23 protein-coding genes are annotated in these 25,272 nt (G+C 49.4%); 6 read left to right on the top strand and 17 right to left on the bottom strand.

The annotated features are described in order from the left end of the window. Positions 1-185 precede the first annotated feature (185 nt). Positions 186-1,205, bottom strand: a complete 1,020-nt coding sequence (locus tag NC981_RS04725) for a hypothetical protein (RefSeq protein ID WP_348241730.1) — start codon at positions 1,203-1,205, stop codon at positions 186-188. Positions 1,206-1,315: 110 nt separating this feature from the next. Between NC981_RS04725 and NC981_RS04720 the strand changes: the two genes are divergently transcribed. Continuing rightward, positions 1,316-2,236, top strand: a complete 921-nt coding sequence (locus NC981_RS04720; RefSeq protein ID WP_348241729.1) for a metallophosphoesterase — start codon at positions 1,316-1,318, stop codon at positions 2,234-2,236. Positions 2,237-2,360: 124 nt separating this feature from the next. On the opposite strand, the gene NC981_RS04715 is transcribed toward NC981_RS04720, so the two are convergent. Next, complete coding sequence (locus tag NC981_RS04715; protein ID WP_348241728.1) at positions 2,361-3,824, bottom strand: leucyl aminopeptidase; 1,464 nt, start codon at positions 3,822-3,824, stop codon at positions 2,361-2,363. Positions 3,825-4,067: 243 nt separating this feature from the next. On the opposite strand from NC981_RS04715, the gene NC981_RS04710 reads away from it, so the two are divergent. Then, complete coding sequence (locus NC981_RS04710) at positions 4,068-6,284, top strand: transglycosylase SLT domain-containing protein (protein ID WP_348241727.1); 2,217 nt, start codon at positions 4,068-4,070, stop codon at positions 6,282-6,284. 172 nt (positions 6,285-6,456) lie between these two features. Here the strand turns inward: NC981_RS04710 and NC981_RS04705 are convergent, their stop codons facing one another. After that, entirely contained in the window at positions 6,457-7,284 is an 828-nt protein-coding gene (locus NC981_RS04705) for a PHP domain-containing protein (protein ID WP_348241726.1), read from the bottom strand. Positions 7,285-7,306: 22 nt separating this feature from the next. Here NC981_RS04705 and nei point away from each other — a divergent pair, with 22 nt between their 5' ends. After that, positions 7,307-8,137 (top strand): endonuclease VIII, encoded by an 831-nt coding sequence (gene nei / locus NC981_RS04700; RefSeq protein ID WP_348241725.1) that lies wholly within the window; start codon positions 7,307-7,309, stop codon positions 8,135-8,137. A gap of 235 nt (positions 8,138-8,372) precedes the next feature. On the opposite strand, the gene NC981_RS04695 is transcribed toward nei, so the two are convergent. The 4 genes from NC981_RS04695 to tyrS form a co-directional block, all read right to left on the bottom strand. Next, positions 8,373-8,894 (bottom strand): hypothetical protein, encoded by a 522-nt coding sequence (locus NC981_RS04695; RefSeq protein ID WP_190375388.1) that lies wholly within the window; start codon positions 8,892-8,894, stop codon positions 8,373-8,375. Positions 8,895-8,979: 85 nt separating this feature from the next. Beyond that, complete coding sequence (locus NC981_RS04690; protein ID WP_348241724.1) at positions 8,980-9,375, bottom strand: hypothetical protein; 396 nt, start codon at positions 9,373-9,375, stop codon at positions 8,980-8,982. Positions 9,376-9,581: 206 nt separating this feature from the next. Beyond that, positions 9,582-10,286, bottom strand: coding sequence for an orotidine-5'-phosphate decarboxylase (gene pyrF / locus NC981_RS04685; RefSeq protein WP_348241723.1), 705 nt, complete (start codon positions 10,284-10,286; stop codon positions 9,582-9,584). Next, the gene (gene tyrS, locus NC981_RS04680) at positions 10,283-11,491 is read right to left on the bottom strand and encodes a tyrosine--tRNA ligase (protein WP_348241722.1); all 1,209 of its coding nucleotides are present in this window, start codon (positions 11,489-11,491) and stop codon (positions 10,283-10,285) included. The genes pyrF and tyrS overlap by 4 nt, the downstream gene beginning before the upstream one ends. Before the next feature lie 259 nt (positions 11,492-11,750). Between tyrS and NC981_RS04675 the strand changes: the two genes are divergently transcribed. Continuing rightward, positions 11,751-13,664 (top strand): penicillin-binding protein 1A, encoded by a 1,914-nt coding sequence (locus NC981_RS04675; protein ID WP_348241721.1) that lies wholly within the window; start codon positions 11,751-11,753, stop codon positions 13,662-13,664. Positions 13,665-13,782: 118 nt separating this feature from the next. Here NC981_RS04675 and NC981_RS04670 read toward each other — a convergent pair whose 3' ends face one another. Both NC981_RS04670 and NC981_RS04665 read right to left on the bottom strand, forming a co-directional pair. Continuing rightward, positions 13,783-14,412 (bottom strand): hypothetical protein, encoded by a 630-nt coding sequence (locus tag NC981_RS04670; RefSeq protein ID WP_348241720.1) that lies wholly within the window; start codon positions 14,410-14,412, stop codon positions 13,783-13,785. 135 nt (positions 14,413-14,547) lie between these two features. Further along, entirely contained in the window at positions 14,548-15,084 is a 537-nt protein-coding gene (locus NC981_RS04665) for a phycobiliprotein lyase (protein ID WP_348241719.1), read from the bottom strand. 201 nt (positions 15,085-15,285) lie between these two features. Between NC981_RS04665 and NC981_RS04660 the strand changes: the two genes are divergently transcribed. Together NC981_RS04660 and NC981_RS04655 are read left to right on the top strand one after the other, a co-directional pair. Beyond that, positions 15,286-16,194, top strand: coding sequence for an ABC transporter ATP-binding protein (locus NC981_RS04660; protein WP_348241718.1), 909 nt, complete (start codon positions 15,286-15,288; stop codon positions 16,192-16,194). Beyond that, the gene (locus NC981_RS04655; RefSeq protein WP_348241717.1) at positions 16,195-16,968 is read left to right on the top strand and encodes an ABC transporter permease; all 774 of its coding nucleotides are present in this window, start codon (positions 16,195-16,197) and stop codon (positions 16,966-16,968) included. It begins immediately after the preceding gene. Between the two features lie 54 nt (positions 16,969-17,022). On the opposite strand, the gene NC981_RS04650 is transcribed toward NC981_RS04655, so the two are convergent. The 8 genes from NC981_RS04650 to NC981_RS04615 form a co-directional block, all read right to left on the bottom strand. Then, positions 17,023-17,775: a hypothetical protein gene (locus tag NC981_RS04650; RefSeq protein WP_348241716.1), complete on the bottom strand. Its 753-nt coding sequence runs from the start codon at positions 17,773-17,775 to the stop codon at positions 17,023-17,025. Positions 17,776-17,905: 130 nt separating this feature from the next. Beyond that, the gene (locus NC981_RS04645; RefSeq protein WP_348241715.1) at positions 17,906-18,193 is read right to left on the bottom strand and encodes a hypothetical protein; all 288 of its coding nucleotides are present in this window, start codon (positions 18,191-18,193) and stop codon (positions 17,906-17,908) included. Positions 18,194-18,265: 72 nt separating this feature from the next. Next, on the bottom strand, positions 18,266-19,951 hold the full coding sequence (locus NC981_RS04640) for a transglutaminase family protein (RefSeq protein WP_348241714.1): 1,686 nt from the start codon (positions 19,949-19,951) through the stop codon (positions 18,266-18,268). A gap of 82 nt (positions 19,952-20,033) precedes the next feature. Beyond that, a complete protein-coding gene (gene map / locus NC981_RS04635) occupies positions 20,034-20,849 on the bottom strand; it encodes a type I methionyl aminopeptidase (protein WP_190378873.1) in 816 nt (271 codons plus the stop codon). 50 nt (positions 20,850-20,899) lie between these two features. Beyond that, positions 20,900-22,429, bottom strand: coding sequence for a hypothetical protein (locus NC981_RS04630; protein ID WP_348241713.1), 1,530 nt, complete (start codon positions 22,427-22,429; stop codon positions 20,900-20,902). A gap of 167 nt (positions 22,430-22,596) precedes the next feature. Further along, on the bottom strand, positions 22,597-22,911 hold the full coding sequence (locus NC981_RS04625) for a hypothetical protein (RefSeq protein ID WP_348241712.1): 315 nt from the start codon (positions 22,909-22,911) through the stop codon (positions 22,597-22,599). Positions 22,912-22,971: 60 nt separating this feature from the next. Next, on the bottom strand, positions 22,972-23,484 hold the full coding sequence (locus tag NC981_RS04620; RefSeq protein WP_348241711.1) for a pentapeptide repeat-containing protein: 513 nt from the start codon (positions 23,482-23,484) through the stop codon (positions 22,972-22,974). Positions 23,485-23,534: 50 nt separating this feature from the next. After that, positions 23,535-25,268 carry a phosphatidylglycerol lysyltransferase domain-containing protein gene (locus NC981_RS04615; RefSeq protein WP_348241710.1) on the bottom strand — a complete coding sequence of 578 codons (1,734 nt, stop codon included), beginning with the start codon at positions 25,266-25,268 and terminating at the stop codon, positions 23,535-23,537. Positions 25,269-25,272: the final 4 nt, after the last annotated feature.

The following is a 25,272-nucleotide window of genomic DNA, read 5'->3' as shown; positions in this document are numbered from 1 at the left end:
GATAAAGAGATTGTCTAAGAGTTTACCCGCCTCCCAGATCTATCTTAGTTTTTGTTGATTGAAAAATAGCATGACTGTAGAGATGTGATCGATCGCGTCGCTACCAACAATTCCGCCATGATCGATTCTGTGCAACGTTCACCAATCAACGTTCATCAATCAAATGAGTATGACATTTAAGAGAGCTAAGAGAGCGCAGCTTTGCGTTTGAGGATGATCATTGTTTCGCCGACGATCGGGGGACGCGCTAGTAGAGATCCTTGAGCATCAGTAATTTCAAGTCTAGGCAAGTCGAAGGTCTGCGATCGTGCCCAGAGTTCGTTGGCAAATTGATCCTGCTGCTCTGCACTAAAGCGATACCAATCTTTGGAGACGCGCACCTTCATCTGGGCGCGATCGATTTGCGGTTCAACTCCCATTACCAAACCCCCAATGAATCGATCGCTAATTTCCATGATTTGAGATTGAATTGCAGCAACTTGTTTTTGTTCTGGGGTGAGTTCTGGAGGAGTTGAAATCGGTTCTGCGACTGGTTCAGGCTGGGGTGCTGCTTCGACCATTGGTTCTTCGACCATTGGTTCTTCGACCATTGGTTCAGGAACAATTAGTTCAGGGGCTGGTTCAGAGATCGGCTCAATTGTCGAAGGTGCTACTGGAGCCTCGGCAACAGAGATTTCAGCAGGTTCAATCACCTCTACCGGAGTCGAAACAATCTCAGGAGCCGCTTCGGGAGTAGTGAGATTAGTCGGGAATGGAGTCGGTTGAACTGGAGCCGTCACAGGTGGACGACTGGCAACTTGAACGGGTTGTGGAGGTTTCGAGGCAAAGAGCGAAGACGTGAACCAAAATAAAACGACGATCGCCCCTGCGACAATGCCGCTCAACGCTCGATCGCCCAGTTTTCCGTTCAGAGTTGCAGGCAGACGATCGCGAATCACACTCAGCAATTTTCTCCAAATAGGCAAGAATCGTTCTGCGGCGATCGTCAAACCCGTTGCAATTTTCACCAGTAGCGGATTGAGTTCGTTCGCCGCTTCGACGCGATCGGCAGCGCTCTCTAGAATCCGGCTCGTCGATCGGAGTGTCCCGATCGTTCTCGTTTTCAGCGTCGTCAGGATCTTGCGGGCGGTGGCTTGAGAGTGTGGCAAACTGGACTGGGATTCTGTCGGTGAGTTTGTAGGGGAATTTGCGTCTGGGTGTGACATAGATGTGATCTCCTCGACAAATGAAATCCGTTAGCGTCCGGTAGAGTGAAAATCAGTTGAACTTTCAATCTATCATCTGTCGATCGCACTGTTGTTGAGAACTAGCCGATATGAGTCTAAAGCGTCGTCAACTTCTGGTTTTAGGAGGATTAGGTAGCCTCGGTCTCGTGGTTGCTGGAAAAACCTTGAGTCGTTCCCCTGAACCGTCTTCGGGCATGGCTCAAACCGTGTCTGAGCCGCCTAAGCCCTCTGCTAATGAACTGATGCTGCGCTTTGTTGCCGTAGCAGACTCAGGGGCAGGCGATCGCAACCAGTTTGCCTCAGCAGATGCGATGGCAGCCTATCACCGCAAAAATCCCTATTCGCTGGTCACTCTAGCAGGCGACAACATTTACGACAGTGGCGAAATGGAGCGGATTGGCGTTGCCTTTGAGCAACCTTACGCCCCGCTTCTGAAGCAAAATGTCCGCTTCCGCGCCTGCTTGGGAAATCATGACATCCGTACCGAAAACGGCGATCCGCAAGTTCGTTATGCCGGGTTCAACATGAACGGACGTTACTATACTTACCGCGAAAAAGATGTCCAGTTCTTTGTGCTCGATACTAACGGTAACGCCGATTGGAAAGACCAGATTGCTTGGCTCGATGCTGAGTTGGGGCGCAGTTCTGCACCCTGGAAAGTTGTTTATGGGCATCATCCGATTTATTCGTCGGGCGTGTACGGCACCGATCCAGTCATGATTCAGAGGTTCGCCCCGCTATTCAAGAAACATCAAGTCCAGCTTTATATCAATGGACATGAACATCATTACGAGCGATCGACCTCGATCGACGGCACAACCTATTTAGTGACCGGAATTGGTGGCGCGCATCTCCGCCGCGTTGGACGCTCAAAGACGACGGAGTACGCTGTGTCTCGCTATGGATTCAGCGCGATCGAAGTTTATCCCGATCGTCTCCAGATCGAAGGGATTGGCACAGATGGACTGGTGTTCGATCGTGGAATCGTCGCCAGAGCCGCCACCGTATGATCTCAAATCTCTAAATGGTTGCTGTAAGCCGTTCAGCCTCCACCCAGAATCGAGGGAGGATTGCTTTTCAGACTGTACTGTGAGTTGGGGAATACAACCCTCCCCAACTCACAGATCTTTAAACCTAACTCAGCACCCAATCTACCAGCAGCCTGACGCCGTAACCCGTTGCGCCTGCCCCGTTGTAGCCATTCTCTTTATCCGTCCAAACTGGGCCTGCCACATCTAGGTGCGCCCAAGGAGTCTCTTTGACATACTGCTTGAGAAACAGTGCTGCTGAAATTGCACCACCTGCCCGTGCTCCGGTGTTCTTCATGTCCGCAATGCCCGACTTCATACTTTCAAAGTATTTTTCTTCCATCGGCATTCGCCAAAGTTTTTCGCCCGATTGCTCACTCGCTTTCAGGAGTTGATCGGCAAGTTCATCGTTGGGACTCCACAAGCCCGCAATGTTATCGCCTAACGCAATCACGCAAGCTCCGGTAAGAGTCGCTAGATCGACGATCGCATCCACCCCTAATTTCTCTGTATAAACCAATGCATCCGCCAGCGTTAAGCGTCCCTCCGCATCGGTGTTATTGATTTCGATCGTCTTGCCGTTCGATGCCGTGAGAATATCTCCGGGGTGAATCGCCCGACCACTGATCATGTTTTCCGTCACTGCCGAGATAAAATGCACCTCGACATCGGGTTTCAGTTGCGCGATCGCTTTAACGGCTCCAAAGGTTGCACCCGCGCCCCCCATGTCGGTCTTCATCATTTCGATGCCGCTTCCCGCACCTTTGATATTCAAGCCACCGGAATCGAACGTGAGACCTTTACCAATGATCGCCACTTTCTTGCGCGGGGTTCCTTGCGGTTTGTAGGTGATGTGAATGAACTTCGGCGGCAGGTCAGACGCTTGAGCGACACCCAGAAAAGCTCCCATCCCCAGCTTTTCGCAATCTTCTTTTTCGAGAATTTGAATCTCTAAGCCGTGTTCATTCGCGATCGCCAGCGCGGTTTCTGCCATCGTGACCGGAGTGACGTAATTTGCTGGAGCCGCTACCAGTTCACGCGCTAGAAATACACCAGAGCAGATTTGACGCGCCTTTTCGATTGCTGCTTCTTGTCCGGCTAAACCAAGCAGCTCGATCGCGTCGATCTTGCCGTTTTCGTCGGGTTCTGACTTAAAGCGCACATCTTTGTAAAGCCCCAGTTCGATGCCTTCAACGATCGCTTGCGTGGTTGTCGCCGCATCATCGTTGCAGAGCGGCAAGCTCACACCGAGCGTTTTGCAGCGTTCGCGCTTGGCTAACTTGGCAACCGCAGCACCCGATCGCCGCAATGCCTCGCCATTGAACGCCTCTGGTTTACCCAATCCCACCAAGAGAAGTTTCCGAATCGGGCTGCCTGCGATTCGAGTCGATGCCGTACTGCCGGATTTCCCTTTGAACTCAGCATCTGCGATTAATTCTGCGATCGCACCGGATAATTTTTGGTCAAGCGCTGCCACATCGCTCGACAATTCTGCGCCTTCAAATAGCCCGATCGCTAGGCCATCACCTGACCATTCGAGTAGGGGAGTTCCCGTGACTGTTAAATTCATGCCAATCGCCCTTAAGAGTGGGTTCTAACGTCTGTTTTCCAGTATCGATCATAAAGTGGGGAGTCGGGAGTCGGGAGGGGGAAGCGATTTTCTGGGGTGTGGCGTTATTCCCTTTGCAAAAGATGATGTGGCTTTGCCCCTATCTCCGCACTCCTCGCTGAATTGATTGCTTCAGAATCATTAAAACTTTGCTATAACTGCTTACAGTTTGCGTCAAATTGCCCCTTCTTTCTGGATTTTCCAATGCGAAAGCCACTGTTTCAAGCGCGGAAGTTTTGGTTAGTGCTAGCAACTGGAGTTGGAGCGATCGGCATCGTGGCGGGTGCGCTGATCCCGATCGAAAAACTTCAGCAAGTCTCGCAAGTGCCCTCGAATGTTGTAAATTCGCTACAGTCTGTGACAGCTCCCGCATCGGGTGGCGTTGGAACTCCGAGCCGGTTAATTAGCCCATTGGTGGCAAAATCGGCGACGGAGCGAGCCGGGGCGCTCAAGCAGGCGACACAAAGCGCCAGTTCGACTTTAGAGCGCGATCGTGCTCGATATTTGTTGGCAACCGATTTGATTGCTCAAGGTCAAGGTGAAAAAGCACTAGAGCAACTGAAGGATCTAGAGAAAAGCTATCCAGTTTTAGCGGCGCAAATTGGGATGAAACGCGCCCAAGCGTATGAAGTTACAGGCAAGCAGAAAGAAGCGGCGCAGACCTTACAAGCGATCGTTAAACAGTTTCCGAAAGAACCCGCCACGGCAGAAGCACTCTTTACTTTAGGGCGCAAAAATTCCCAATATTGGGATCAAGCTTTAGCCCAATTTCCATCGCATCCAAGATCGATCGAGATCGCTAAAACTCGCCTCAAGCAAAATCCGAAGCAGCTTCCCTTACTGTTGATTGTTGCCAAATACGGCACAAGCAGCAATGGATACACTGAGCTACTGGATAAACTCGTTTCGCAGTATGGCACTCAGTTACAGCCACAGGACTGGGAAGCGATCGCATTCGGTTACTGGGAGAACCAAGTTTATGATAAAGGTGCGATCGCGTATGCTCGCGCTCCTCAAACTCCACTGACCGCATATCGATCGGCGCGAGGGCTGCATCTAAGCGGCAGACCCGGAGCCGTCGAACGCTATCGTCAAATGGTGCAGCAGTTTCCCAACTCTCCAGAGGCAGGGTTAGCGTTGACGCGATTAGCCGCATTAGCCGACACTCCCCCCACTGCGATCGCGTATCTTGATCAAGTGATTCAAAACTTTCCCGATCGTGCACCAGAGGCTTTAGTAGAAAAGTCGAAGCTGCTCGACAAGATGAACAGTGCGAAAACGGCTGCACAAATGCGGCAGTTGGTTCTGACTCAATATGCCAATTCGGAGGCTGCTGCTGAGATGCGCTGGGACTATGCTCAACGCAGCGCCAAAACTGGAAACCTCAAGCTTGCAAAACAGTGGGCAGAACCTGTGTTAACCCACAATCCCACCAGTGAGATTGCAGCAGAAGCGGGGTTTTGGGCAGGAAAATGGGCGCAACGAATCGGCAACAATGATCAAGCAGCAAAACTGTTTCAAAAAGTCCTGAGCGAACATTCAGAGTCCTATTACGCATGGAGATCGGCAGCGATGCTCGGTTGGAATGTGGGCGACTTTAACACGGTGCGATCAATGAATCCCCAAGTGCAAAAGCCGCTCGCTCGTCCAGAACTTCCAGCAGGTTCACCTGCCCTCAAGGAGCTCTATCAACTCGGTCAAGAGCGCGATGCTTGGTCACATTGGCAGATCGAATTTCAGAATCGGGTACAACCATCGATCGCAGAACAATTCACCGATGGCGTAATGCGGTTGGGCGTTGGGGAAAATCTCGATGGGCTTTATATGGTCGGGAGTTTGCGCGATCGTGAAAAACCGGAAGATAAAGCGAAGTATCAGGAGCTAAGAAAGCAGATCGGGTACTGGCAAGCGCTGTATCCGTTCCCTTACGTAGAAACGATCGAGAATTGGTCACAGCAGCGCCAACTTAATCCGATGTTGGTAACGGCTTTGATTCGACAAGAATCGCGCTTTGAACCAGACATCAAATCCAGCGTAGGAGCGGTTGGGCTGATGCAAGTGATGCCCGAAACAGGCGAATACATTGCCAACAATATTAAAGTTAAGCAGTTCAAACTCGCTGACCCTGAAACGAATATCAAGTTTGGAACCTGGTATCTAGACTATACACACTTGCAGTACGACAATAATTCGATGTTAGCAGTAGCTAGCTACAATGCCGGGCCCGGTGCAGTGGCAGGATGGGTAAGTAAAGCGAAATCACAAGATCCAGATGAATTTGTCGAAGCAATTCCCTATTCTGAAACGAGAGGATATGTGAAATCCGTGTTAGGCAACTATTGGAACTATCTGAGACTTTACAATCCAGAGATTTCTCAACGAGTCGCACAGGTGGCAAAAGATCATCCCAAAGGAAACTGACGTGCGCTCGCGGGTTTCTATCAGAATCTCCAGTCGCAACGATCGATACTGAGAACTTTCAAAAACACAAAAAACCTCCGACTTTAACATCGGAGGTTAAATCATCAGGGTGCATCTACCAATCACCGTATTCGAGTCTTCTAGAACTTATCCGGAGAAACCTGAGAATTGTTCAGCCCTTAAGGTGGTTCGCCGCCTGCTTGATCGGCTCAAGGAGATCGATCGACACCTTTAAGCTATTGAGCGATCGATATTCATCCGGCTTGCTATCCGCCGGAATGCCGTGAAAATCACTGCCCCCGCTCATCAACAATCCGTACTGAGCGCACATTTCTTTCAGCCGTTCTGCTTGCCAAAGTGTATGGCTTGGATGATAGACTTCCAGCCCCATCAATCCCGCTTCGACCAGTTGCGGTAGAACCTCTTTGACAGGTGCGCCTCGAAATAGAAACGGATGTGCCCAAATCGGAACTGCACCACACTCACGCAGCAATTGAATGCCTGCGATCGCGCTAAATTTCTCGTATTGCACAAAGGCGGGGCGATCGTCGGCTAAGAATCGATCGAAGGCTTCTCGCGTCGATTCCACATGACCCGCTCTCACCAGGGCAGAGGCAATATGCGGACGACCCGGAGCCATGCCTTCACCCATCGAGGGAAGCTCAATTTCATATCCCAGTGCTGCGAGTTTATCGATCATCTCTTGAGCACGGCGTTTTCGTCCTTCGAGGCGTTCGCTCAACGGGGGAACGAGACGATCGCGATCCGGATAAAAGCCCAAAATATGCAGAGAGCGATCGCGCCAAACGGTGCTTAATTCTAGACCGGGAACGATTTCGAGTTCGGGAGGAGCCGCCGCAATCGCTTCATCCCACCCGGAAACTGTGTCGTGATCGGTAATCGCAAGCGCACGCACACCGGACTCGATCGCCATCCCTACGAGTTCGGTCGGACTCAGCATTCCGTCTGAGTAAGTTGTGTGACAATGTAGTTCTAACATACCTCTAATCTAGCGCACCCCAATGCCTGAAGGCCCTGAAATTCGCATCTCGGCTGACCAAATTGCAGCAGCACTGGTCGATCGACGAGTGACAGAAATCTTCTTTGCGTTTGAGCGATTAAAACCCTACGAATCTCAGTTGATCGGGCAGTGTGTAACGGCGGTGCGGACTCGCGGCAAAGGCATGGTGATTTGCTTTAGCAATCAGCTTTATCTCTACAGCCACAATCAGCTTTATGGTCGCTGGTATGTACGCCAACCTCATTCTTATCCACAAACAAATCGACAGTTACGGCTAGCTATTCACAATGCTCAGAAATCTGCATTGCTGTACAGTGCTTCTGAGATTGATGTATTACAACAATCCGAGTTAGCGACGCATCCATTCTTGAGTCGGATTGAATTAGATGTGTTAGACGAAGCAGTGACTGTCGAACAGGTTGAAGCAAGGTTTCGAGACAAGCGGTTTTATCGTAGACAGTTACCGATTTTATTGTTAGACCAGCATTTCCTGGGTGGATTGGGAAACTATCTTCGCAGTGAGATTCTATTTGTAGCGCGAGTGTATCCGGTGTTGCGATCGATCGATTGTTCTGACAATCAAATTCATGCACTAGCACAAGCTGTTCTAACTGTCACACAACAGTCTTATCAGACAAAGGGCATCACCAATGATTTAACCCTTGCAATGCAATTAAAAGCCCAAGGACAAAAGCGAAGTGACTATCGGCATTCTGTGTTTAATCGAGAGAATCGCCCCTGCTTTGTCTGTGGAACCTTGATTGTGAAAGAAATCCTTGCAGGACGGCGATTGTATTACTGTCCTCATTGCCAAGCAAAGATTGTCTCTTGATACCAAATCAATTTGTTAATGCGACAGATCTTGGAAGCCCCCTAAATCCCCCATACTGGGGGACTTCAAGCCCAATCTGTTTCGGATTCTCAAAGTCCCCCAGTATGGGGGATTTAGGGGGCGAAGGATCTGTCGCATTAACAAATTGATTCGGTATGAGACGTTGCATTACCGCTCTATTCAATCAGCATCGAACTGGATATCAACGCAGCAAGAGGCTTTAGAAGTTAGTCGATCACTCACTGCGGACTCGAATTCCTTGAGCATTGCAATCCCGTAGCCACAGTTGAACCGCTTGCCCAATTACTCCGTCACGGCTTTCCCTGGGCGGAGTGATCGGCTGACTGGGGATAGTCGTACCAATTCGAGTAAACATCAGCGCTAGTTGCCAACCTTCTGGAGTGCGGGTGAGAAATAGCCAGTGAAATTGTTGCAGCTCGACTCCTTTACCGCTGACAAATTCACGTCCTAACGTTGTGATAAAGGCTTGTTTGAGTGTGGGATCAACGGGTCGATCGCTGTTAAGCGGTAACGGCTCAAATTCAGGTCGTCCGGCTAGCAGGACTGAGCTTCTCGGTGAACGAATGGTGCCAAGGCGCGATCGAGCAGCAATGCGATTGGCATATCCAGGCAGAGCCGGCAGCATTGCTTTTATCATCGGTTCAACTTCGGTCGGGCAGGCAACACGCGCCGCATGAGCCGGAGAAATTGGCAGGAGAGTGGCGATCGCAACACCAAGAGCAATAATTCGCTGCATCGTTATTCAGAGACTTTAGAAATAAAATGTCGATCGTAGTTTGAACCACGATCGACGAGAATCTGCATTGCAGAAGTTCCCAGAATTAGATTATCCCTGATCCTTTTCCGCGCTGGTCAGCATCCATCGTTAAAGCTCCTGCTTCATCTTGATTGATGTCGTGCAGTTCTTCAGCCCGCTCTGCCTTTGCCTCCTCTTCAGCTTGCCGCGCATCTCCCGGCACTTCGTAGTACATCTCTGGCTCAATGGCATAGTTGTTCAGCAAGCCTTCTTGATCAACGGTATACCCATCCGTCATTTTGATGCTGCCTTCATCCGTTTGATCATCAGTTGCTGCACTCGCTTCTCGTGCTTCGGTCGGTGTTGTTTTGAATTGCTCACCTTCGCGCTCCTTGCGGGCGGCTGTTTCGGCTGGAACAATTCCACGATCGTAGGTATCTCTGTTAACCCGATTAGATGAGTCGCTTGTATTGTTAACCATAAATCTTCTCCTTAATATCATCAAATGGTAGTTAAGACTACCAAGATTAAGAGGTAGACTACCAGGCAGCGCAAAACAGAAGAATCCTCCCCACGCTTGAAATAAACTGCTTCAAAGTCCGGCGGTCTCATCCATAAGGTCAACACCGCCAGGAGAAATCAGGGTATTTTGATATACGTCGCCATTAGGAGTCCGTAGAGCAATTTTCATCCTGCAAGTTCCTCACAAATTCGATCGAACGCCCCCACCGGATCATCCGCTGCCGTAATCGGTCGCCCAATCACCAAATACGTTGCGCCCGCCGCAATTGCCTGCTTCGGAGTCATTATTCGCTGCTGATCTCCCGCAGCCGCCCAAGTCGGACGCACCCCCGGACAAACCAGCACAAATTCATCACCGCACACTTGCCGCAGTTGCGCGACTTCCTGCGGCGAACAAACTGCCCCTGATAACCCGCTTTCTTTTGCCAAAAGCGCCATTTCTAACGCATATTCAGGCAGTTCGAGTGGAATCTTCAACTCAAACGCTAGCGATCGCGCCGATAAACTCGTTAACACCGTAATTGCGATCAGCTTCGACGGCGTAGCCCCCTCTGGGGTATTTGACTCGATCGCTCGTTGCGCCTGCTCTAATGCGGTTTTCCCGGCAGTCGCATGAATCGTAATCAAATCCACACCAAATCGAGCCGCCGCCGCACAAGCGCCCGCAACCGTATTCGGAATGTCGTGGAACTTCAGATCAAGAAAAATCCGTTTCTGACGCTGCTTCAGAATCGTCAAAATATTCGATCCACTGCTGACAAAGAGTTCTAAGCCGACTTTCCAAAAGGTAACTTGAGGCAGCTTATCGATGAGCGCGATCGCGGCTGCTTCCGACGGCACATCTAACGGAACAATGATGCGATCGTTCATGGCACAAACCGCACAAACTTACTTTTACCAAGCTGAAGCACTTTTCCGCTCAGCGCTTCTGGTGACTCAAACAAACGATCGACCTCACTCATTTTTTCACCGTCCAGTTTCACCGCTCCGCCTTGAATCTGTCGCCGCGCTTCGGAGCTGCTTTTACACAGACCCGCCGCACTCACGAGATAAAACAGTTTCGCCGGAAATTGCACCCCAGACAGCGAAAATTCTGGCACCGAATCGCTCTCGGTTCCCCCACCTTGAACCAGATTCAGCGCTGCGCTTTGCGCTTCAAGAGCGCGTTCTTTGCCGTGATAGTGGCTCACCACATCCAGCGCCAGAAGTTTTTGACGATCGCGAGGTTTCTCCGGCAGTTGATCGAGCGGTAAATCGGTCAGAAGCTCAAAATATTGCTCGATCGCGTTGTCTGGAACTTTCTCTAATTTCGAATACATACTGAGCGGATCTTCCGACAATCCGACATAGTTCCCCAGAGACTTAGACATTTTCTGAACGCCATCTAACCCCGGCAAAATCGGCATCAGCAATCCAAACTGCGGAGTCTGCCCAAAATGACGCTGCAAATCCCGTCCGACGGCGAGATTGAACTTCTGATCGGTTCCGCCGAGTTCGACATCGGCTTCTAGCGCCACCGAATCGTAGCCCTGCATCAACGGGTATAAAAATTCGTGCAGATAAATCGCGCTTCCTTGCTTGTAGCGCTCCGCAAAGCCTTCCTTCGCCAGCATTTGCCCGACCGTCATCGTTGCCAGCAATTCGAGAATCTTGCTCAAATCCAGCTTAGAGAGCCATTCCGAGTTGTAGCGTATCTCTAACCGCCCTGGGGTCTCAAAATCCAGAATCGGGCGCAACTGCTTTAGATAAGTTGCAGCATTTGCCTTCACCTCCTCTTCGGTCAATTGCTTCCGCACCTCGGATTTTCCTGTCGGATCGCCGATTCTCGCGGTAAAATCTCCAATCAATAGCACCGCTGTATGTCCAGCATCCTGAAACTGCCGCAACTTGCGGTAAATGGTACTATGACCCAAATGAATATCAGTTCCCGTCGGATCAATGCCAAACTTAATCCGCAATGGGCGGTTGCTCTTCTCCAAGCGCACCCGTAAATTTTCAGTCGGCTGAGCCGAATCTGGCTGATCCGGGAAAATCTCGGTCGTACCCCGAAACAGCCAGTCAAGAGAATGAGACATACTTTATACTTTTGAGAAAAATCAACAGTCTAAACAACGGCTTCTTATTTTGACCTAAATCGAATCCACACGACTAAACGATATTGCTCGATCGATTTGCTCCATTTGCCTGAGTCTCAATTATCCTACTAAAGTTGTTTCACCTCATCTCGGAAATTGTCTCAACGATTCAAGGTCTGACGGAATTTTCTTCCAATCTCTGAATCCTTTCTCATGCCCTACTTCTTTAACTGATTCTTTAACTGAAAGAGAGTTTGCCGTGTCGTCCAATACCCTTAGACAAAAGCAGCAGCAGCAACAACCCGAAACCACAAAGGAATTTTTCCAGTCGGTGGGCAAAGTGACGGGCGGAACGCTGCTGGCGATTACGATGCTGTCGAGTTCAGTCGTTGCAGGCGGTCTTGTCGGACTCGCGATTAGTTTTCGTAATTTGCCGGATGTACGATCGCTGCGTGCCTTTAAACCCAGCGAAACGACGCATATCTACGACATAAAAGGCAAAAAGCTCACCAGTATTCACGGTGAAGCAAACCGGGAAGTCGTGCCGCTCAACAGCATTTCTCCGCATCTCAAACGGGCAGTAATCGCGATCGAAGACAGCTATTTTTATTCGCATAGCGGCGTGAATGCAGGGGCGATCGCACGGGCAGGGGTAGCAAACTTCACATCCGGGCGCACCGTTGAGGGCGGTTCTACGGTGACGATGCAGCTTGTGAAGAACCTATTTCTGTCGCCGGAGCGTGCCCTGAGTCGAAAAGTTGCGGAAGCCGTCTTAGCGCTAAGAATCGAGCAGATTTTCAAAAAAGACCAGATTCTTGAGATGTATCTGAATCAGGTCTATTGGGGGCACAACACCTATGGAGCGCAGACCGCCGCCAGAAGCTATTTCAACAAAGATGCAGCCAGTCTGAATTTGGCAGAATCGGCAATGATGGCAGGGCTGATTCAATCGCCCGAAGCCCTCAGCCCCTTTGCGGACATGAAGGCGGCAAAAGCGCGTCAAGCCGATGTGCTGAATCGAATGCGAGAACTCGGTTGGATCACAGCATCTGAAGAAGCTGCTGCCCGCAAATATCCGATCAAGCTCGGAAAAATTACCTCGTTCCAGACCAGTCAAATGCCGTATGTCACCGATGCAGTGGTGCAAGAACTGACGCGCAAATTCGGGCGAGATGCAGTCCTCAAGGGCGGAATGCGGATTCAAACGACGATCGATTCTCGAATGCAGCGCATCGCTGAAGACACAGCACGTCGATCGCTTGCCTCGATCAATGCTCAAGGAGTCGGCGCGGATCAGATGTCGATCGTTGCGGTTGATCCCCGGACACAGTTTGTGAAAGCGATGGTCGGCGGTGTCAATGCAAAGAAGAGCCAGTTCAACCGCGCGATTCAAGCGTTGCGGCAACCGGGATCAGCGTTTAAGCCTTTTGTGTACTATGCGGCTTATGCGTCCGGCAAGTACGCGCCAGATTCCACCATCCTCGATGCGCCTGTGGGATATCCCGATGGCTATGATATGTACTACCCCCAGAACTACGATCGTAGCTTCGGGGGTGCCATGACCCTGAGACGCGCTCTAGAGCAATCTCGCAACGTTCCCGCCGTGAAGCTTGGGCAAGAAATCGGTCTTAATAAAATTGTCGAAATTTGTCGCAGCATTGGAATCAAAAGCCCGATTAACCCCGTGATTTCGCTGCCCTTGGGAGCCGTTGACCTGACTCCGCTAGAAATGGCAAGCTCTTACGCTGCCTTCGCAAATAACGGGTGGTACTCAGAAGCGACTTTAATTGCACAAGTGACCGATAGTAGCGGCAACGTCCTCCTAGATAACACGCCGAAACCGAGACTGGTGCTTGATCCCTGGGCATCTGCTGCAACCAACGATACGCTTCAAGGGGTGATCACACGCGGAACTGCCACTGCTGCGCAGATTGGTCGTCCCGCCGCAGGTAAAACCGGAACCACGTCATCCGAGCGTGATATCTGGTTTGTTGGCTATGTGCCTCAGCTTTCGACTGCCGTTTGGGTCGGGAATGATGACTATACAACTCTGGGAGGTGGGGCAACGGGAGGCACGTTTGTGGCTCCAATCTGGCGTGATTTCATGTCTCAAGCGCTGCAAGATGTCCCGGTTGAGCGCTTCCGTCCTCCGTCGGACTTCGATCGACCTTGAGAAGTCCGTTCGCCATCGTAGCAATCTCCTATCAATCGGTCTCGCTGTGTTCTAGTAGAACGATCCCAAAAAAGGGGCGCATCTCGCACTCCTCAGCCCTGAGTTCAAATCAATTTGATTAGCGCTGCGGTGTATACCATTGAATCAGGTTGTTGACTTGACCTGCTCGGCGTTGGGAGTTGAACAACTCAATGGCAGTCCGGTTGTTGTCCGCGTTCATTTTTTCAGCCGTCCGGTTGCTATCGAGCGTTGTAATGACTGATGCGGCAGCAGCGTTATTGGAATCGCAGTCTTTCACCTCACCGACAACGACGGTGGACGAACTGCGATCGCTAAACGAAGAATTGCTAGAGCGACTCGAATTTTGAGCGCTACTGTTGCCCCCGTAAGCACTGGAGCGACTCGATTGACTTTGCTGGCTACTTTGTGAACCGCCCGAACCGCCAACGCTGACCAATCCAAATACGCTAACTGAGCCACCCCCACCCGCATTCTGATTTCTTCTGCTCGATTGGCTATTCGAGGCGTTACCCCAAGCGTTGTTGCTGTTAGAGCTTGAGGATTGCCGGGAAGAACTATTGCTTTGAATGTTGTTCTGTGTGTTGTTACCCAATCCAACATCCGCCGTGCTGCATTGAATTTTGTCTGCCAATTTGCCGAATAGAGCATCGTTCGCGCGAGCAGGCATCATTCCAGTAAACAGAGTCGAAGCGAGAACCAAAGCGCCAGAGAATTGAACGAGTTTCATAATCAGTTTCCTTGCTTGAGTGTGTGTTGTGAGGTGTTTCATCCTCTACACTCACTCAGTAGGAGGAACGATCGCGCTTTATGCAGGTCGCCAACAAAAAAGGTGAGAAAAATTTTTCCCACCTTGGTAAACGCCTTAAGCGATGCGCTTTTCGATGTATTGTCCGATCATTTGCTGTTCGCCAGCGCGGGAAATGATCGTTTGTCGAGTGCGGTATTTACTGCCAATCAGTTTAAGTTCTTCTTCAAACACCGAGCCTTTGTATTCGGTTCTGAGGCAGAGCGTATCAGGATTGGTGAAGTAGAAGCCTGCGGTGATGGGTTTCGTGGTTGCGAATCCGCGATCGCGGTATAAGACTGAGCCAATCACGCCAAATAACGTCGAGCCTTTCGATTCTGTCCGCCCGGAAACGGTGTTTTCGCTATCCCAGGTGACGGCTGCACCGCAGGTCATAGCAGTTTCGTCTTCGAGTCCATGCAGATGAGCCAGTTCGACCAGTTCGGGCGCTCCCTGCGGTAAAAAGCGAATCGTGATCATGCTGATCATTTCTTTCACTTCACCATCGGGCAAGGTGTAGTAGCGACGCTCCGAACGCCATTGCCCTTCGGATTGTTGAAAAAACGCTTCGATCAACTGATCATCCGCTGTGGAAGAAAGTACAGATACAGTCATAAACACTGCCCCTTCGAGAGAGTAAATAGTAGCTACAGCACTTATACGCTTTGATTCGGAAGCTTCATCACTTCCGTTATATTTAATCAAGCCTAAATTTACAAATTTTAATATACTCAGAAATGGGTAGGTCAGCAATAGACCACGGACAGAGGAATCAGTCTGTCATGATGAAGACAAGCATGTTGCGTGTGCAAGTTGATGCAAGTTCTAGAAGTTGAGCAATTACAAAAGACGTATCAAAGCGGCGGAAAGACCGTTGAAGCTGTAAGAAATGTCTCATTCAATATCGGTGCGGGTGAAGTCTTGGCGTTTCTGGGCGCAAACGGAGCAGGAAAAACGACCACGATCAAAATGATTGCGGGATTGATTCTGCCCGATCGCGGACAGGTCAAAATCGCTGGACGAGATCCGCATCGTCAATCGATCGCGCTTAAGTCCGTCGGAGCCGTTCTCGAAGGCAATCGAAATGTCTACTGGCGACTGACTCCAGAAGAAAATTTAGAGTATTTCGGGGTATTGCGGGGATTAAGCGGGTATGTGGCGCGTCAGAGAGCCAAGGCTTTACTAGAGCGATTTGAACTGATGCCGAAGCGAACAACGATCGTTCAGAACCTCTCACGCGGAATGCAGCAAAAGCTGGCGATCGCGGTTGCATTAATTCACGAACCGCAGTTACTTCTGCTGGATGAACCAACTTTGGGGCTAGATGTAGAAGCGACTCAAACCGTGAAGCGCTTAGTGCGAGAGATTGCCGCAGAAGGTCGAGCAATTTTATTAACCACACATCAGCTAGATATCGCTGAAGAATTGTCCGATCGCGTTGCAATTATCAAAGAAGGCGAAATTGTCGCACAAGAAAGAACCGAGACGCTCATTCAGCAGTTTTCTGGCGATTCATATCGAATTGAATTGGAGCAGGAACTAGACGACGATCGCATCAGTAAATTAAGCGCGATCGATGCGGTGATTGAAGGCAAAACGGTTTATGTTCGTCAAATTGAATTGCTGTATCACGCGCTGGAGATTTTGAAGCCGTTCTCGATCGTGCGGTTGGAAAAAGATCAAGCAAATTTGGTCGATGTGTTTCTGAAATTGGTAAATAAGTAAATGTTTGAGTTATTCGTTGCCCAGCTTAAGTGGAGCTGGATTCAGTATAAACGCTATGCCCATGAGCTTTTTGGTGGCATTGTTGCGTTGACCGTGACGTTTTACGGATTATTTCTCAGCGTTGGATATATTGCGGGGGGAAATGTTCGATTTGGCGATCGCTTAGATGCTGTGATCGTGGGATATATTCTGTGGTCGCTGATCATTTTTATTATGAATGGCATTAATGCAACTTTGCAGCGAGAAGCACAAGTTGGAACATTAGAGCAGCTATTCATCTCACCGTTCAAGGTTAGAAGAATTATTTTGCTAAGAGCCGTTTCTGATCTGGTTTTTCAATTAATTCTAATTGCGTTCGTACTACTAATTATCATGGCGCTGACTGGACGATGGCTGACATTTTCGCCCCTGTTGATTTTGCCATTGATCACTGTGATTCTCGGCGCATACGGTCTCGCGTTTGCGATCGGCAGTCTAACGCTGATTTTCAAAACCGTTCAACAAATTGCCGGAATTCTCAACTTCTCGCTTCTGTTTGTGTTGACCATTCCGACTGAGACTTGGACAGGAGTGCAGCGCTATTTGGGATATTTGATTCCGATGACAACGGGTGCAGGAGTCATTCGAGATTTGATGGCGCGGCAGGCGGGGTTAGATTGGGTTGCATTAGGAGCCGCGTTTTTGAATGGAGCGGTTTATTTCGCGATCGGTCTTCTTCTCTTTCGCTGGTCGGAGCGGGAAACGAAGCGGCGCGGTAAGTTGGGCGGATATTAGGGATAGCGCGATCGTCTCACCGATCGCGACATTCAAACACATCAAAAACTGGGTCTAAGCTTTAACGCTGCTCTGGAAACCGCTTTTCATCTGTTTATTTCTCAATTTTCGCAATCCAAACACGACTCCATTGGCAGCGATTCCCCAGATCGGAGTAAAACCAAAAGGAACGGGGACTGCTGCCTGAGTTGTCCCATCTAAAATTACGTTGTCAAGTCTGAGGGTTCCGCCTGTATTACTTGCTCCATAGCCATAGATTCTAAAGGTGACAGCAGTAGCTAGGTTTTCGAATGCTGCACCCGAAAGGTTGGTTGATAGACCTGTATTAAAATCGTTAGTTGCGGAGTTAGAATTAGGTGTGCCGGGTGTTAAAGTTGACAGAGTTGCGGCATAGTTATCTACGCTTGAGCGGACTGCAATGTTCTGAGGTCCGAAGCTCGATCGCCGTGCAGCAAAGGTCAGAAGGTTGAGGCTCATACTGATGCCAGCGTTAGGCGTGACAGTGAATGTGTAGTATTTATTTGGATCAATCAGTGTCGGATTCAATGCCCAATCGTTATGGAGAGTTCCCTGACCGTTAACTCCAGCAGCGAATCCATCAGGTCTGGGTGAATTTGGGGTTGCGATAACACCACTTGTACCAAAGGGACTAGCTGTAACATTAGAGTCCGTGGTAGTAGCATTTAAAGTCTCGAATCCTGTAGCACCAAAATCGTATCCAGCGATCGTTAAAGCGTGAGCAGGTAAGGTTGTTGCTAGAGCGGTACTTGAAAGGATGAGAGTCGCGATCGCGGCGTTTTTCAGCATGAGCTAGTGCCTTTTATTACAGGCTGTGAAGAACCATTGCGATTATACTTACCACTCCAGAGTTAAGAGCGCTAAGATTTTTCTCCTGAGAATTAATTGCGCAACCATTTTGCTGCTGAACTCAGCGCGACTACCAGCTTGAAAGCTGTCCGAAAGCAGTATGGGCGGTGTGTGCAACTTGATACATTACAGAATCAACATTAGAAGATTGCTGTCCAGGAACGAAGCGCCAGAGATAATCAAAAATCTTGCGAATTTCGGAGAAAATCCGATCGCCCCCAATGCCAAAAAATTGCAGCGCAAACACGATCGCAGCAATCAATAACGCAGTCTTCAGCGTGGCTCTGATCACTCGAACCAGCCAGAGAAAAACCAGGACTGTGATGACGATCGAACCTGCAAGTAATAGAAGCTCCATTCCTCAATCGCTCAAATGATTGAATCTAATTACTTTAGCCCAAACGATGGAGATCCGATCGTCACCCCGCAATTACAACGGTGGCAACTCTTCGAGGATCATAAACCGGATGTGATTCAGGGCAAGATCGCCGATCGAAATATCCATCAAATCTCCTAGCGGCATCCCTTGAGACCTCAGCGATTCAAACGAAATCCCCTTACCAATTTCCGCATGATACCAGGGTAATCCCATAAAAAATCGAGTCGGGTACGGCCCACGTTCAACAATATCATCGGGATTCGACTCCATCGGCAACCAACCATAACCGGGAATGTAAAATTCAATCCAAACGTGATTGTAGTCGGGTTCAAGCGGTACGTTCTGACGATCGGCAAACGACGGACATTTATATCGTCCTACAGTTCGACAGGCAATTCCATTCAATCGCGCCAATGCTAATAGCACACCAACGTACTCACCACAGGAACCAATTCCGCGTTCAAGAACAACATCAGGAGAATCAATGTGAGGTTTAATGCCGTAAGACAAGCGATCGTAAACATAATTGCGAATCTTCAGCATCTTACGAAGGATATTCGTTTCTGTCCCGATCGCTTCTCTTGCCGCTTGCTGAATCACAGGCGTATCCATTGCCAACTCATCATCGTCCACAAGATAACGATCGCGAAACTCTGCGCTCAAGTCGGGAGCGTTCTCGACAGCTTCAAAGTTGAATTGATACTTGATGCCTCGTACCTCTAATAGAGCTTTCCAGCCAAAGATATGCCGCTCCTGAGATTTGAGCGAATTGAATTTAAACACAGCAACTCGCTGCCCTTCCTGAACATCTTCGGTAAACGGAAGACCGATCGCTTCAACGCTGCGAATTTTTTGTCGATGCGTCTCTGCGGGTAATGCAATTCGCCATTCTAAATTCTGGATTTCTACTTCATCGAGCGGCAGTAATTCCTCAACATACGTCATTTCAATTAAATATCCATTCGATAGCGTATAGCGCTCATCGGGATAATAACGAAAATAAAGCGGATGAATAAAAGTACGATCGCGATACGTTAACTCTAAATTCGGATCAGCATTTGGATTGTCGCGAATATAAGCTTCTTCTCCTGCATAGGATACATATAGCGTTGACTGATCTGTATTGGAACCATTCAGAAAAGCGATCGCGGTTGGATTTTCAAACGGAGTCAGCAGACTAAACTGAAGCTCTCCGGTCGCACGATCGAGGCAGTACACCGTTTCTTCTGTACGATCGCACAGCCACAACTCTTCGCCCCGCACCGTTAAGTTGGTCACACCCACTCCGGGCAAGGGAAACTGCGTGATTTTGCGCTTTGTGTTGCGCTCGTAAATTAGGACATAGCCTAACTTCTGAGAAGTCACATAAATCGTAGATTCCCAAACGCCAACACCATCGATATCGTAAGGCAAGGTTGTAAACAGTTGCGGCTCAAATTGCTCAAACGTGCAAAAGTAAACGCTGTTGTCTTTGGTGAACCAGACTGTTTCTTCCCAGATAGCAAAGCCTTTTGCATCGATAAACTGGTCAGTGTGGCAAGAGTTGAGAACGATCGTGTTGTCATTTCGGGGATTAATTTGCAGTAAAAACCCCCGGATTGTATCTAGCGCCACGAATCGATCGCGCCAGACCGCTAACCCATAAAGCGCATACGTGCCGATTGGACGGATCGATCGCGGACGTATGCTGTCCGACGCAGGATGTGATTGGGGTGTAAAAGTGCCAGAGTCAAGCATTCAAAGAGTCAATCGCCATAGATGATACTCCTGATTCTATTAAAACTCTGGCAGGATGAATGTATCGCATCCAGCGATCGTGCTAAACCAAGCTGCGATCGCTCAAAATTTCATATCCGGTTTCTGTCACCAAAACCGTGTGCTCAAACTGCGCCGAGAGCGATCGATCCACAGTTACGGCTGTCCAGCGATCGGGCAAAATTCGCGTATTTTTTGATCCGGCGTTGACGATCGGCTCGATCGCCAACGTCATCCCCGCTTTCAATTTCACATTCGGCATCCGATAAGTTCTGAAATTAAACACAGAAGGTTCTTCATGTAGATTCCGTCCCACACCATGTCCGGTGAAGTCTTCCACAATCTTGAAGCCGTTCGACTCGACATAATCTTGGATTGCGCCTGCTAAATCGAGCAGGAATGCGCCCGCCCGGACTTGCTCAATCCCTTTGTAGAGGGCTTGCTCTGCTACGTGAATTAGTTTTGCCGCGTCTGGAGAAACCTGACCGACTGCGATCGTAATGCAAGAATCGCCGTGGAATCCTTCAAAGAATGCCCCCGTATCAACCTTGAGAACATCGCCCGTCCGAATCACCTTTTTCTTATTCGGAATCCCATGCACCACTTCTTGGTTAATGCTCGAACAAATCGAAGCCGGGAACCCGTGATAGCCCTTAAAGCTGGGAGTTGCGCCCATTTCGCGGATTCGTTTTTCTGCATGAACATCAAGATCCCAGGTTGTCATGCCAGGTTCGACCATTTCTGAGATTTCTTTTAGAACGGTTGCGACGATCCGCGAAGCTTGCCGCATGATTTCGATTTCTCGATCGGATTTAATTTCAATCCCGCGACGGTTTTTGGCAGGCTTGGGAGTCGGAAGAAGATTGCTCAGAATGTTCATGTCAGGGCGATCGCGCTATCAAAAGATGTTCTTTATTAAAGTAACGCAAACTAGGGCAACCATCGTGGATGCAAACCCCGGAAGGGCAACTCTTCTGGCTGAGTTTTGGCGCTGAGATCTCCTTTGAGCGGCAGCAGCCACAGTTTACTTCCTGATAAAGCCTGACTCACTTCAGATTTGGCGCGATCATCTGCTTGCGTTTGATCAAAAATCAATGCCTTTCCGTCAGGAGCTAAATCAACCTGAATTTCTCGCTGGTTGGGTAACAACACTAACGGGCGTAGAGTCTGCTCCATTGGCTTTCCTTCCCGCACTGCTTTGAGGTCGATCGCTGCAAGATAAGGCTGTTCTTGAAACGTATTGCCCGGAATCAAATTCGTTAACAAGCAATACAGCACCTGATTATTCGGAGCAAAGTTGGCTCTGACAATCGAGCCTGAAATTTTGAGAATTTCCTTTTGTACCCCTTGCGAGACGAGGAACATCGATCGCGTGTAATCGGTGTTAAATTTCACCATCACTGCCGCCGTTCCATCCGGGGAGAAATTTAACACGGTGCCAAATTTTGGTAAGAAGTCGAGCGGTTGGGTTTGGTCTTGCTCAGCGTTGGGTTGTAGCGGCAAAATTGCGAGTCCTTGCCCTTGAGCCACCGCGATCGAACCGCCATCCGGTGTGATCAGAAAATCGCCGCCTGTTTGTTGATTGCTAATCGGTTTTGCGGGTTGACCGTCTCGCAGCAGCCAAGCGCCCGCATCGTTGGGATCGCGGCGACTGAGGCGCTGAACGACGACCGTTCGACCATCTTGAGATAAATCAAACTTGAGGTTCTGGTAGTCGCGATTGTCGAGAATTTGGGTAATTTGCCCAGGTTGGGTTGGAGAAGCAGAGGCGGTCGGAGCCGAGGGAGCACTCAGATCAGCCGGAGCGTTAATTTGAATTCCAGTTGTGACCGTGAAAAGCTTTTGTTCTGCTAAGGATTGCGGGGGGTTGGTGCGCTCAACGGCGCTAAATAAAATTCTGTCGTTTTGCGGATAGGCTTTGAAATCCATGACCGCTAAGTTTTCCGGTGTGAGAATTTTTTTATCTTGCTGCGTTAAGTTGTAGAGAATCAGCCGTCCTGCTTCATTGCCTTCGGCTCCGATAAACGCAAGGACGCGATCGCGGCTCTTGAATTTTGCCTGAAAGTCTCGCAAAATCCCGTTATTTGCACCCTCTTTACTAAAGCGATCGCGAGCATTCGTGAGTGAAACCGTAAATTCTGTGCCATACGGCGCAGGTTGATCGAGCGTGTACGCCATCCGTCGCCCAGCCCAGCTAATTCTTCCTCTCAAATCCGGCTGAATTTTGAGATTTTGCTCGACGCTAGGGTGATCCATCGGACGACTAAACGCCAGCAAAAAGGCGCGATCGTCGGCTCCGACCTGTTTTCCGTCCCAGTTAAACTCTCTGATTCTAGGAGCGCTACGATCGCCGCTGAGCAGCAAAACTCCGATCAGCACAATCAAAACGACCATTAACCCGATCGCAACCCGATCAAGCGGCTGCGGAAACTTGCGGAGCGATTCACGAGGCGTTTGCATAAGCGATGTAGATAGCTGTCCCTCAAGCAAGTCGGGGAGCAATTCAATCAAGAATAGCTTTGATTCTAGAGTATTGGGGTCAGGTGCGATCGACGCTTTAAATCCTTTAGAGGAGCAAGAATTTTGATCTCACTCCTCTAGAACCTATTGCAATCTAAGATTGCGATCTAAGATTGCGGTGTTGTCGATTGAGGTGTCGTCGGTGTAGGCTGAGTGCGCTCAAATAAGCTTCTCGGAGCCGCACGACGAAATGCACCGCAATAGTGCATCGATAACACCGCCTTGTAAGCCCAATGATTCGGAGCAACATCAACGAACGGATTTGGCAGCGTTTCTGCGCGATCTTGAGTACAGGCTTGGTAAATCTGCTCGGTAGTGGGCTGTGGTGGAGTTTGAGCGTTAATCGACTGAGACGGAGCCGCAAGACTCACAGTCGGCACAGCGCTGAACAGAATGCTTGCCGCAAGAATAGATTTCAGCATGAGGATGAGCGATGACAGATCTGCTCCCAGGATAGATCACCGATTCGCGAGTTGTGGCGGCTAGGGGCATTCCAGCGAGTCGCGGGTGCTGATTCCCGTTTTCGGATTCACGCCGCTTGCGGTTTTACACAGTTCAACGACCTGCGATCGATCCAACACGGCTTCGCTAAAATCTGCTCCGGTGATCTCTGCGCCCTTGAACACCGATCCAATCATCATTGCAGAAGTTAGAACCGCATCCCGTAGATTTGCGCCCGATAAGTCAGTGAGATAAGCGATGCCATTATCAAAATCGGCTCCTTGCCAATTCGATTTGCTCAAGTCTGAACCGCTAAACACAGCACCGCGCAAATCTGCATCGCTAAAGTTGCTGCCTGAGAGTCGAGCATTGCTAAACTCGGCTCGAATCAGATTCTGTCCAGAATAATCCTTGGTAACAGCTTTAACATCATCGATCGCTCGAATCGCACCGGAACTCGCAGCATGAACCGTTTCTGGCAAGCCAATTAGCACCATGAGCGCCAAAATCAGCGCGAAAAAGACTCGCAACATTCGCATACGATCGTTCATCATTACTCGGCTTTACATTTCGTAATTCTATCAGGCGTGGTGATGAATAACGCTCAGCTGTCGGATTTCAAGTAGTCGAGCAGTCGATCGCCCGAATCGGCTCGAACCAGTCCCACCGCAATATCGGGCAGTACCGTTAGACTCGGATAGACCAAATAGCGAGGCTCCCAGCGTGGTCGAAACTTCTCTTTGAATTGATGCAGTCCTTTGAAGTTGTAAAACTGGTTGAGATGCTCAAAAAAGTAGTGCAAGCCCTTCTCAACCCGCAAAGAATCAGAAGTCTCACCTACACCGGCTAGCGGCGATAAGCTGAAATTAAAGCTATCGTATCCCGCCTGCTGAAAGTGTTGCAGCAGCGAGGCAAATAAAAAGTCCATTGTGCCTTTTTCCGCATCATTGCGATGCCGCATCAGATCTACGGTGACTTCTTTGCGGTTGTAGCCAGAAAGCAGATTCGAGAAGGCAATGATTTTTGCGTGTGCATCGTAAACCACCGCGATATGACAACCGCTCAGGTACTCACGATCGAACCAGCCGATCGAGAACTGCTTTTCTGATCCCTGCTTCGATTGCAGCCATTCATCACTCACAGGTTTTAATCGCGTGATCAATCCATCATCGATCGGTGGCTCGTACACTTGCAGTCGATAGCCTGCTTTCGTGAGCTTATTCATTGCGGTTCTAAAGTCTTGATTTGCTTTGCCTTTAAGATTGAATGTATGCAAATCAATAATTGCTTCTTCGCCGATTTGCGCCCAGCGATAGCCGAGAGTTTGATACAGCAACAAAGTACCCGGCAAAACTTCGTAGAACGTGGGAAACCAATCGTTTTGATTACAAAATTGCTGAAAAGAGACGATCGCTTCTTTCAAATCCTCTGGATGCCCGATCGGATCACCCAGTGCGATCGCGGCTCGCCCTTTAGCAACATAAGCAATCACACTTCTACCCGACGGACTGAAAAAATAAGATTTATCCGGCAGCAACGACAACCGCGCCAGCGAAGTTTTACCAAATTCATCAATAATTTGCTGCGCTCTTTTACGGTCTTGCAGCGTCGCAGGATCACCTCGTAATAATACTGGACGCAACAGCATAAACAACGCATACGTTAACGTAGTCGTTCCAACTGCATAAATCGAATTCGCAAAGAATTCTGCATAACGTCGCCTCGGTTCTAGCCCAGCATTATCAGCAGTAAAGAACATGGCAAGCGTTTGCCACAGAGATTCTGAAAAACTGAAATTAATAGGCGCTCCATTAATACTGAAGTAACCATCGAGAATATAAAATCCAATCGTGCCATACGCCATTGTGAACACGATCGCTGCAATTAAAACGCGAATGCCTTGAGCGATCGACGGTCGATCGGATTGTGCTGTGTAGGCTTTTCTCAGCACAAATAATTGAATTAATAGAACTGTTGCAAGAACACTTTCTTCAACGTCAAATCCTTTAATCAGATGACTGAAGATTGATATAAATAGCAATGCAACAGTAACATACCAGGCAACGCGCTTACGGCGTAATAAATTCGCTGCCAATGTCAGTAAAATGAATCCTGCCAGCGCTGCAAACAAATGTCCGCCAACCCGCACCGAGAATGGGAAAAAGTGCTTTAACCAAGCGGTTCGCTCTGGATAACTCGGCACGACCGCAGACCACAGATTGACGACCCCCATAATTCCCGTAAGCAGTGCGGCTGACCATACCCCGATGCGAGTTCTACGATCGAGGGTTTCTAGACGTTTCCGATTCCAGCCGAGTTTGGGAGGGAACTGCTGCATACAC

Source organism: Leptolyngbya sp. DQ-M1 (assembly GCF_039962505.1).
Lineage (GTDB): Bacteria > Cyanobacteriota > Cyanobacteriia > Leptolyngbyales > Leptolyngbyaceae > Leptolyngbya.
Note: the sequence above shows the minus strand (reverse complement) of the source record. Positions and strands in the feature narration are given on the sequence as shown.

Coding starts and splice junctions, on each gene's coding strand:
- NC981_RS04725 (WP_348241730.1), bottom strand. CDS start 1,205: ATGTCACACCCAGACGCAAATTCCCCTACAAACTCACCGACAGAATCC.
- NC981_RS04720 (WP_348241729.1), top strand. CDS start 1,316: ATGAGTCTAAAGCGTCGTCAACTTCTGGTTTTAGGAGGATTAGGTAGC.
- NC981_RS04715 (WP_348241728.1), bottom strand. CDS start 3,824: ATGAATTTAACAGTCACGGGAACTCCCCTACTCGAATGGTCAGGTGAT.
- NC981_RS04710 (WP_348241727.1), top strand. CDS start 4,068: ATGCGAAAGCCACTGTTTCAAGCGCGGAAGTTTTGGTTAGTGCTAGCA.
- NC981_RS04705 (WP_348241726.1), bottom strand. CDS start 7,284: ATGTTAGAACTACATTGTCACACAACTTACTCAGACGGAATGCTGAGT.
- nei (WP_348241725.1), top strand. CDS start 7,307: ATGCCTGAAGGCCCTGAAATTCGCATCTCGGCTGACCAAATTGCAGCA.
- NC981_RS04695 (WP_190375388.1), bottom strand. CDS start 8,894: ATGCAGCGAATTATTGCTCTTGGTGTTGCGATCGCCACTCTCCTGCCA.
- NC981_RS04690 (WP_348241724.1), bottom strand. CDS start 9,375: ATGGTTAACAATACAAGCGACTCATCTAATCGGGTTAACAGAGATACC.
- pyrF (WP_348241723.1), bottom strand. CDS start 10,286: ATGAACGATCGCATCATTGTTCCGTTAGATGTGCCGTCGGAAGCAGCC.
- tyrS (WP_348241722.1), bottom strand. CDS start 11,491: ATGTCTCATTCTCTTGACTGGCTGTTTCGGGGTACGACCGAGATTTTC.
- NC981_RS04670 (WP_348241720.1), bottom strand. CDS start 14,412: ATGAAACTCGTTCAATTCTCTGGCGCTTTGGTTCTCGCTTCGACTCTG.
- NC981_RS04665 (WP_348241719.1), bottom strand. CDS start 15,084: ATGACTGTATCTGTACTTTCTTCCACAGCGGATGATCAGTTGATCGAA.
- NC981_RS04660 (WP_348241718.1), top strand. CDS start 15,286: ATGCAAGTTCTAGAAGTTGAGCAATTACAAAAGACGTATCAAAGCGGC.
- NC981_RS04655 (WP_348241717.1), top strand. CDS start 16,195: ATGTTTGAGTTATTCGTTGCCCAGCTTAAGTGGAGCTGGATTCAGTAT.
- NC981_RS04650 (WP_348241716.1), bottom strand. CDS start 17,775: ATGCTGAAAAACGCCGCGATCGCGACTCTCATCCTTTCAAGTACCGCT.
- NC981_RS04645 (WP_348241715.1), bottom strand. CDS start 18,193: ATGGAGCTTCTATTACTTGCAGGTTCGATCGTCATCACAGTCCTGGTT.
- NC981_RS04640 (WP_348241714.1), bottom strand. CDS start 19,951: ATGCTTGACTCTGGCACTTTTACACCCCAATCACATCCTGCGTCGGAC.
- map (WP_190378873.1), bottom strand. CDS start 20,849: ATGAACATTCTGAGCAATCTTCTTCCGACTCCCAAGCCTGCCAAAAAC.
- NC981_RS04630 (WP_348241713.1), bottom strand. CDS start 22,429: ATGCAAACGCCTCGTGAATCGCTCCGCAAGTTTCCGCAGCCGCTTGAT.
- NC981_RS04625 (WP_348241712.1), bottom strand. CDS start 22,911: ATGCTGAAATCTATTCTTGCGGCAAGCATTCTGTTCAGCGCTGTGCCG.
- NC981_RS04620 (WP_348241711.1), bottom strand. CDS start 23,484: ATGATGAACGATCGTATGCGAATGTTGCGAGTCTTTTTCGCGCTGATT.
- NC981_RS04615 (WP_348241710.1), bottom strand. CDS start 25,268: ATGCAGCAGTTCCCTCCCAAACTCGGCTGGAATCGGAAACGTCTAGAA.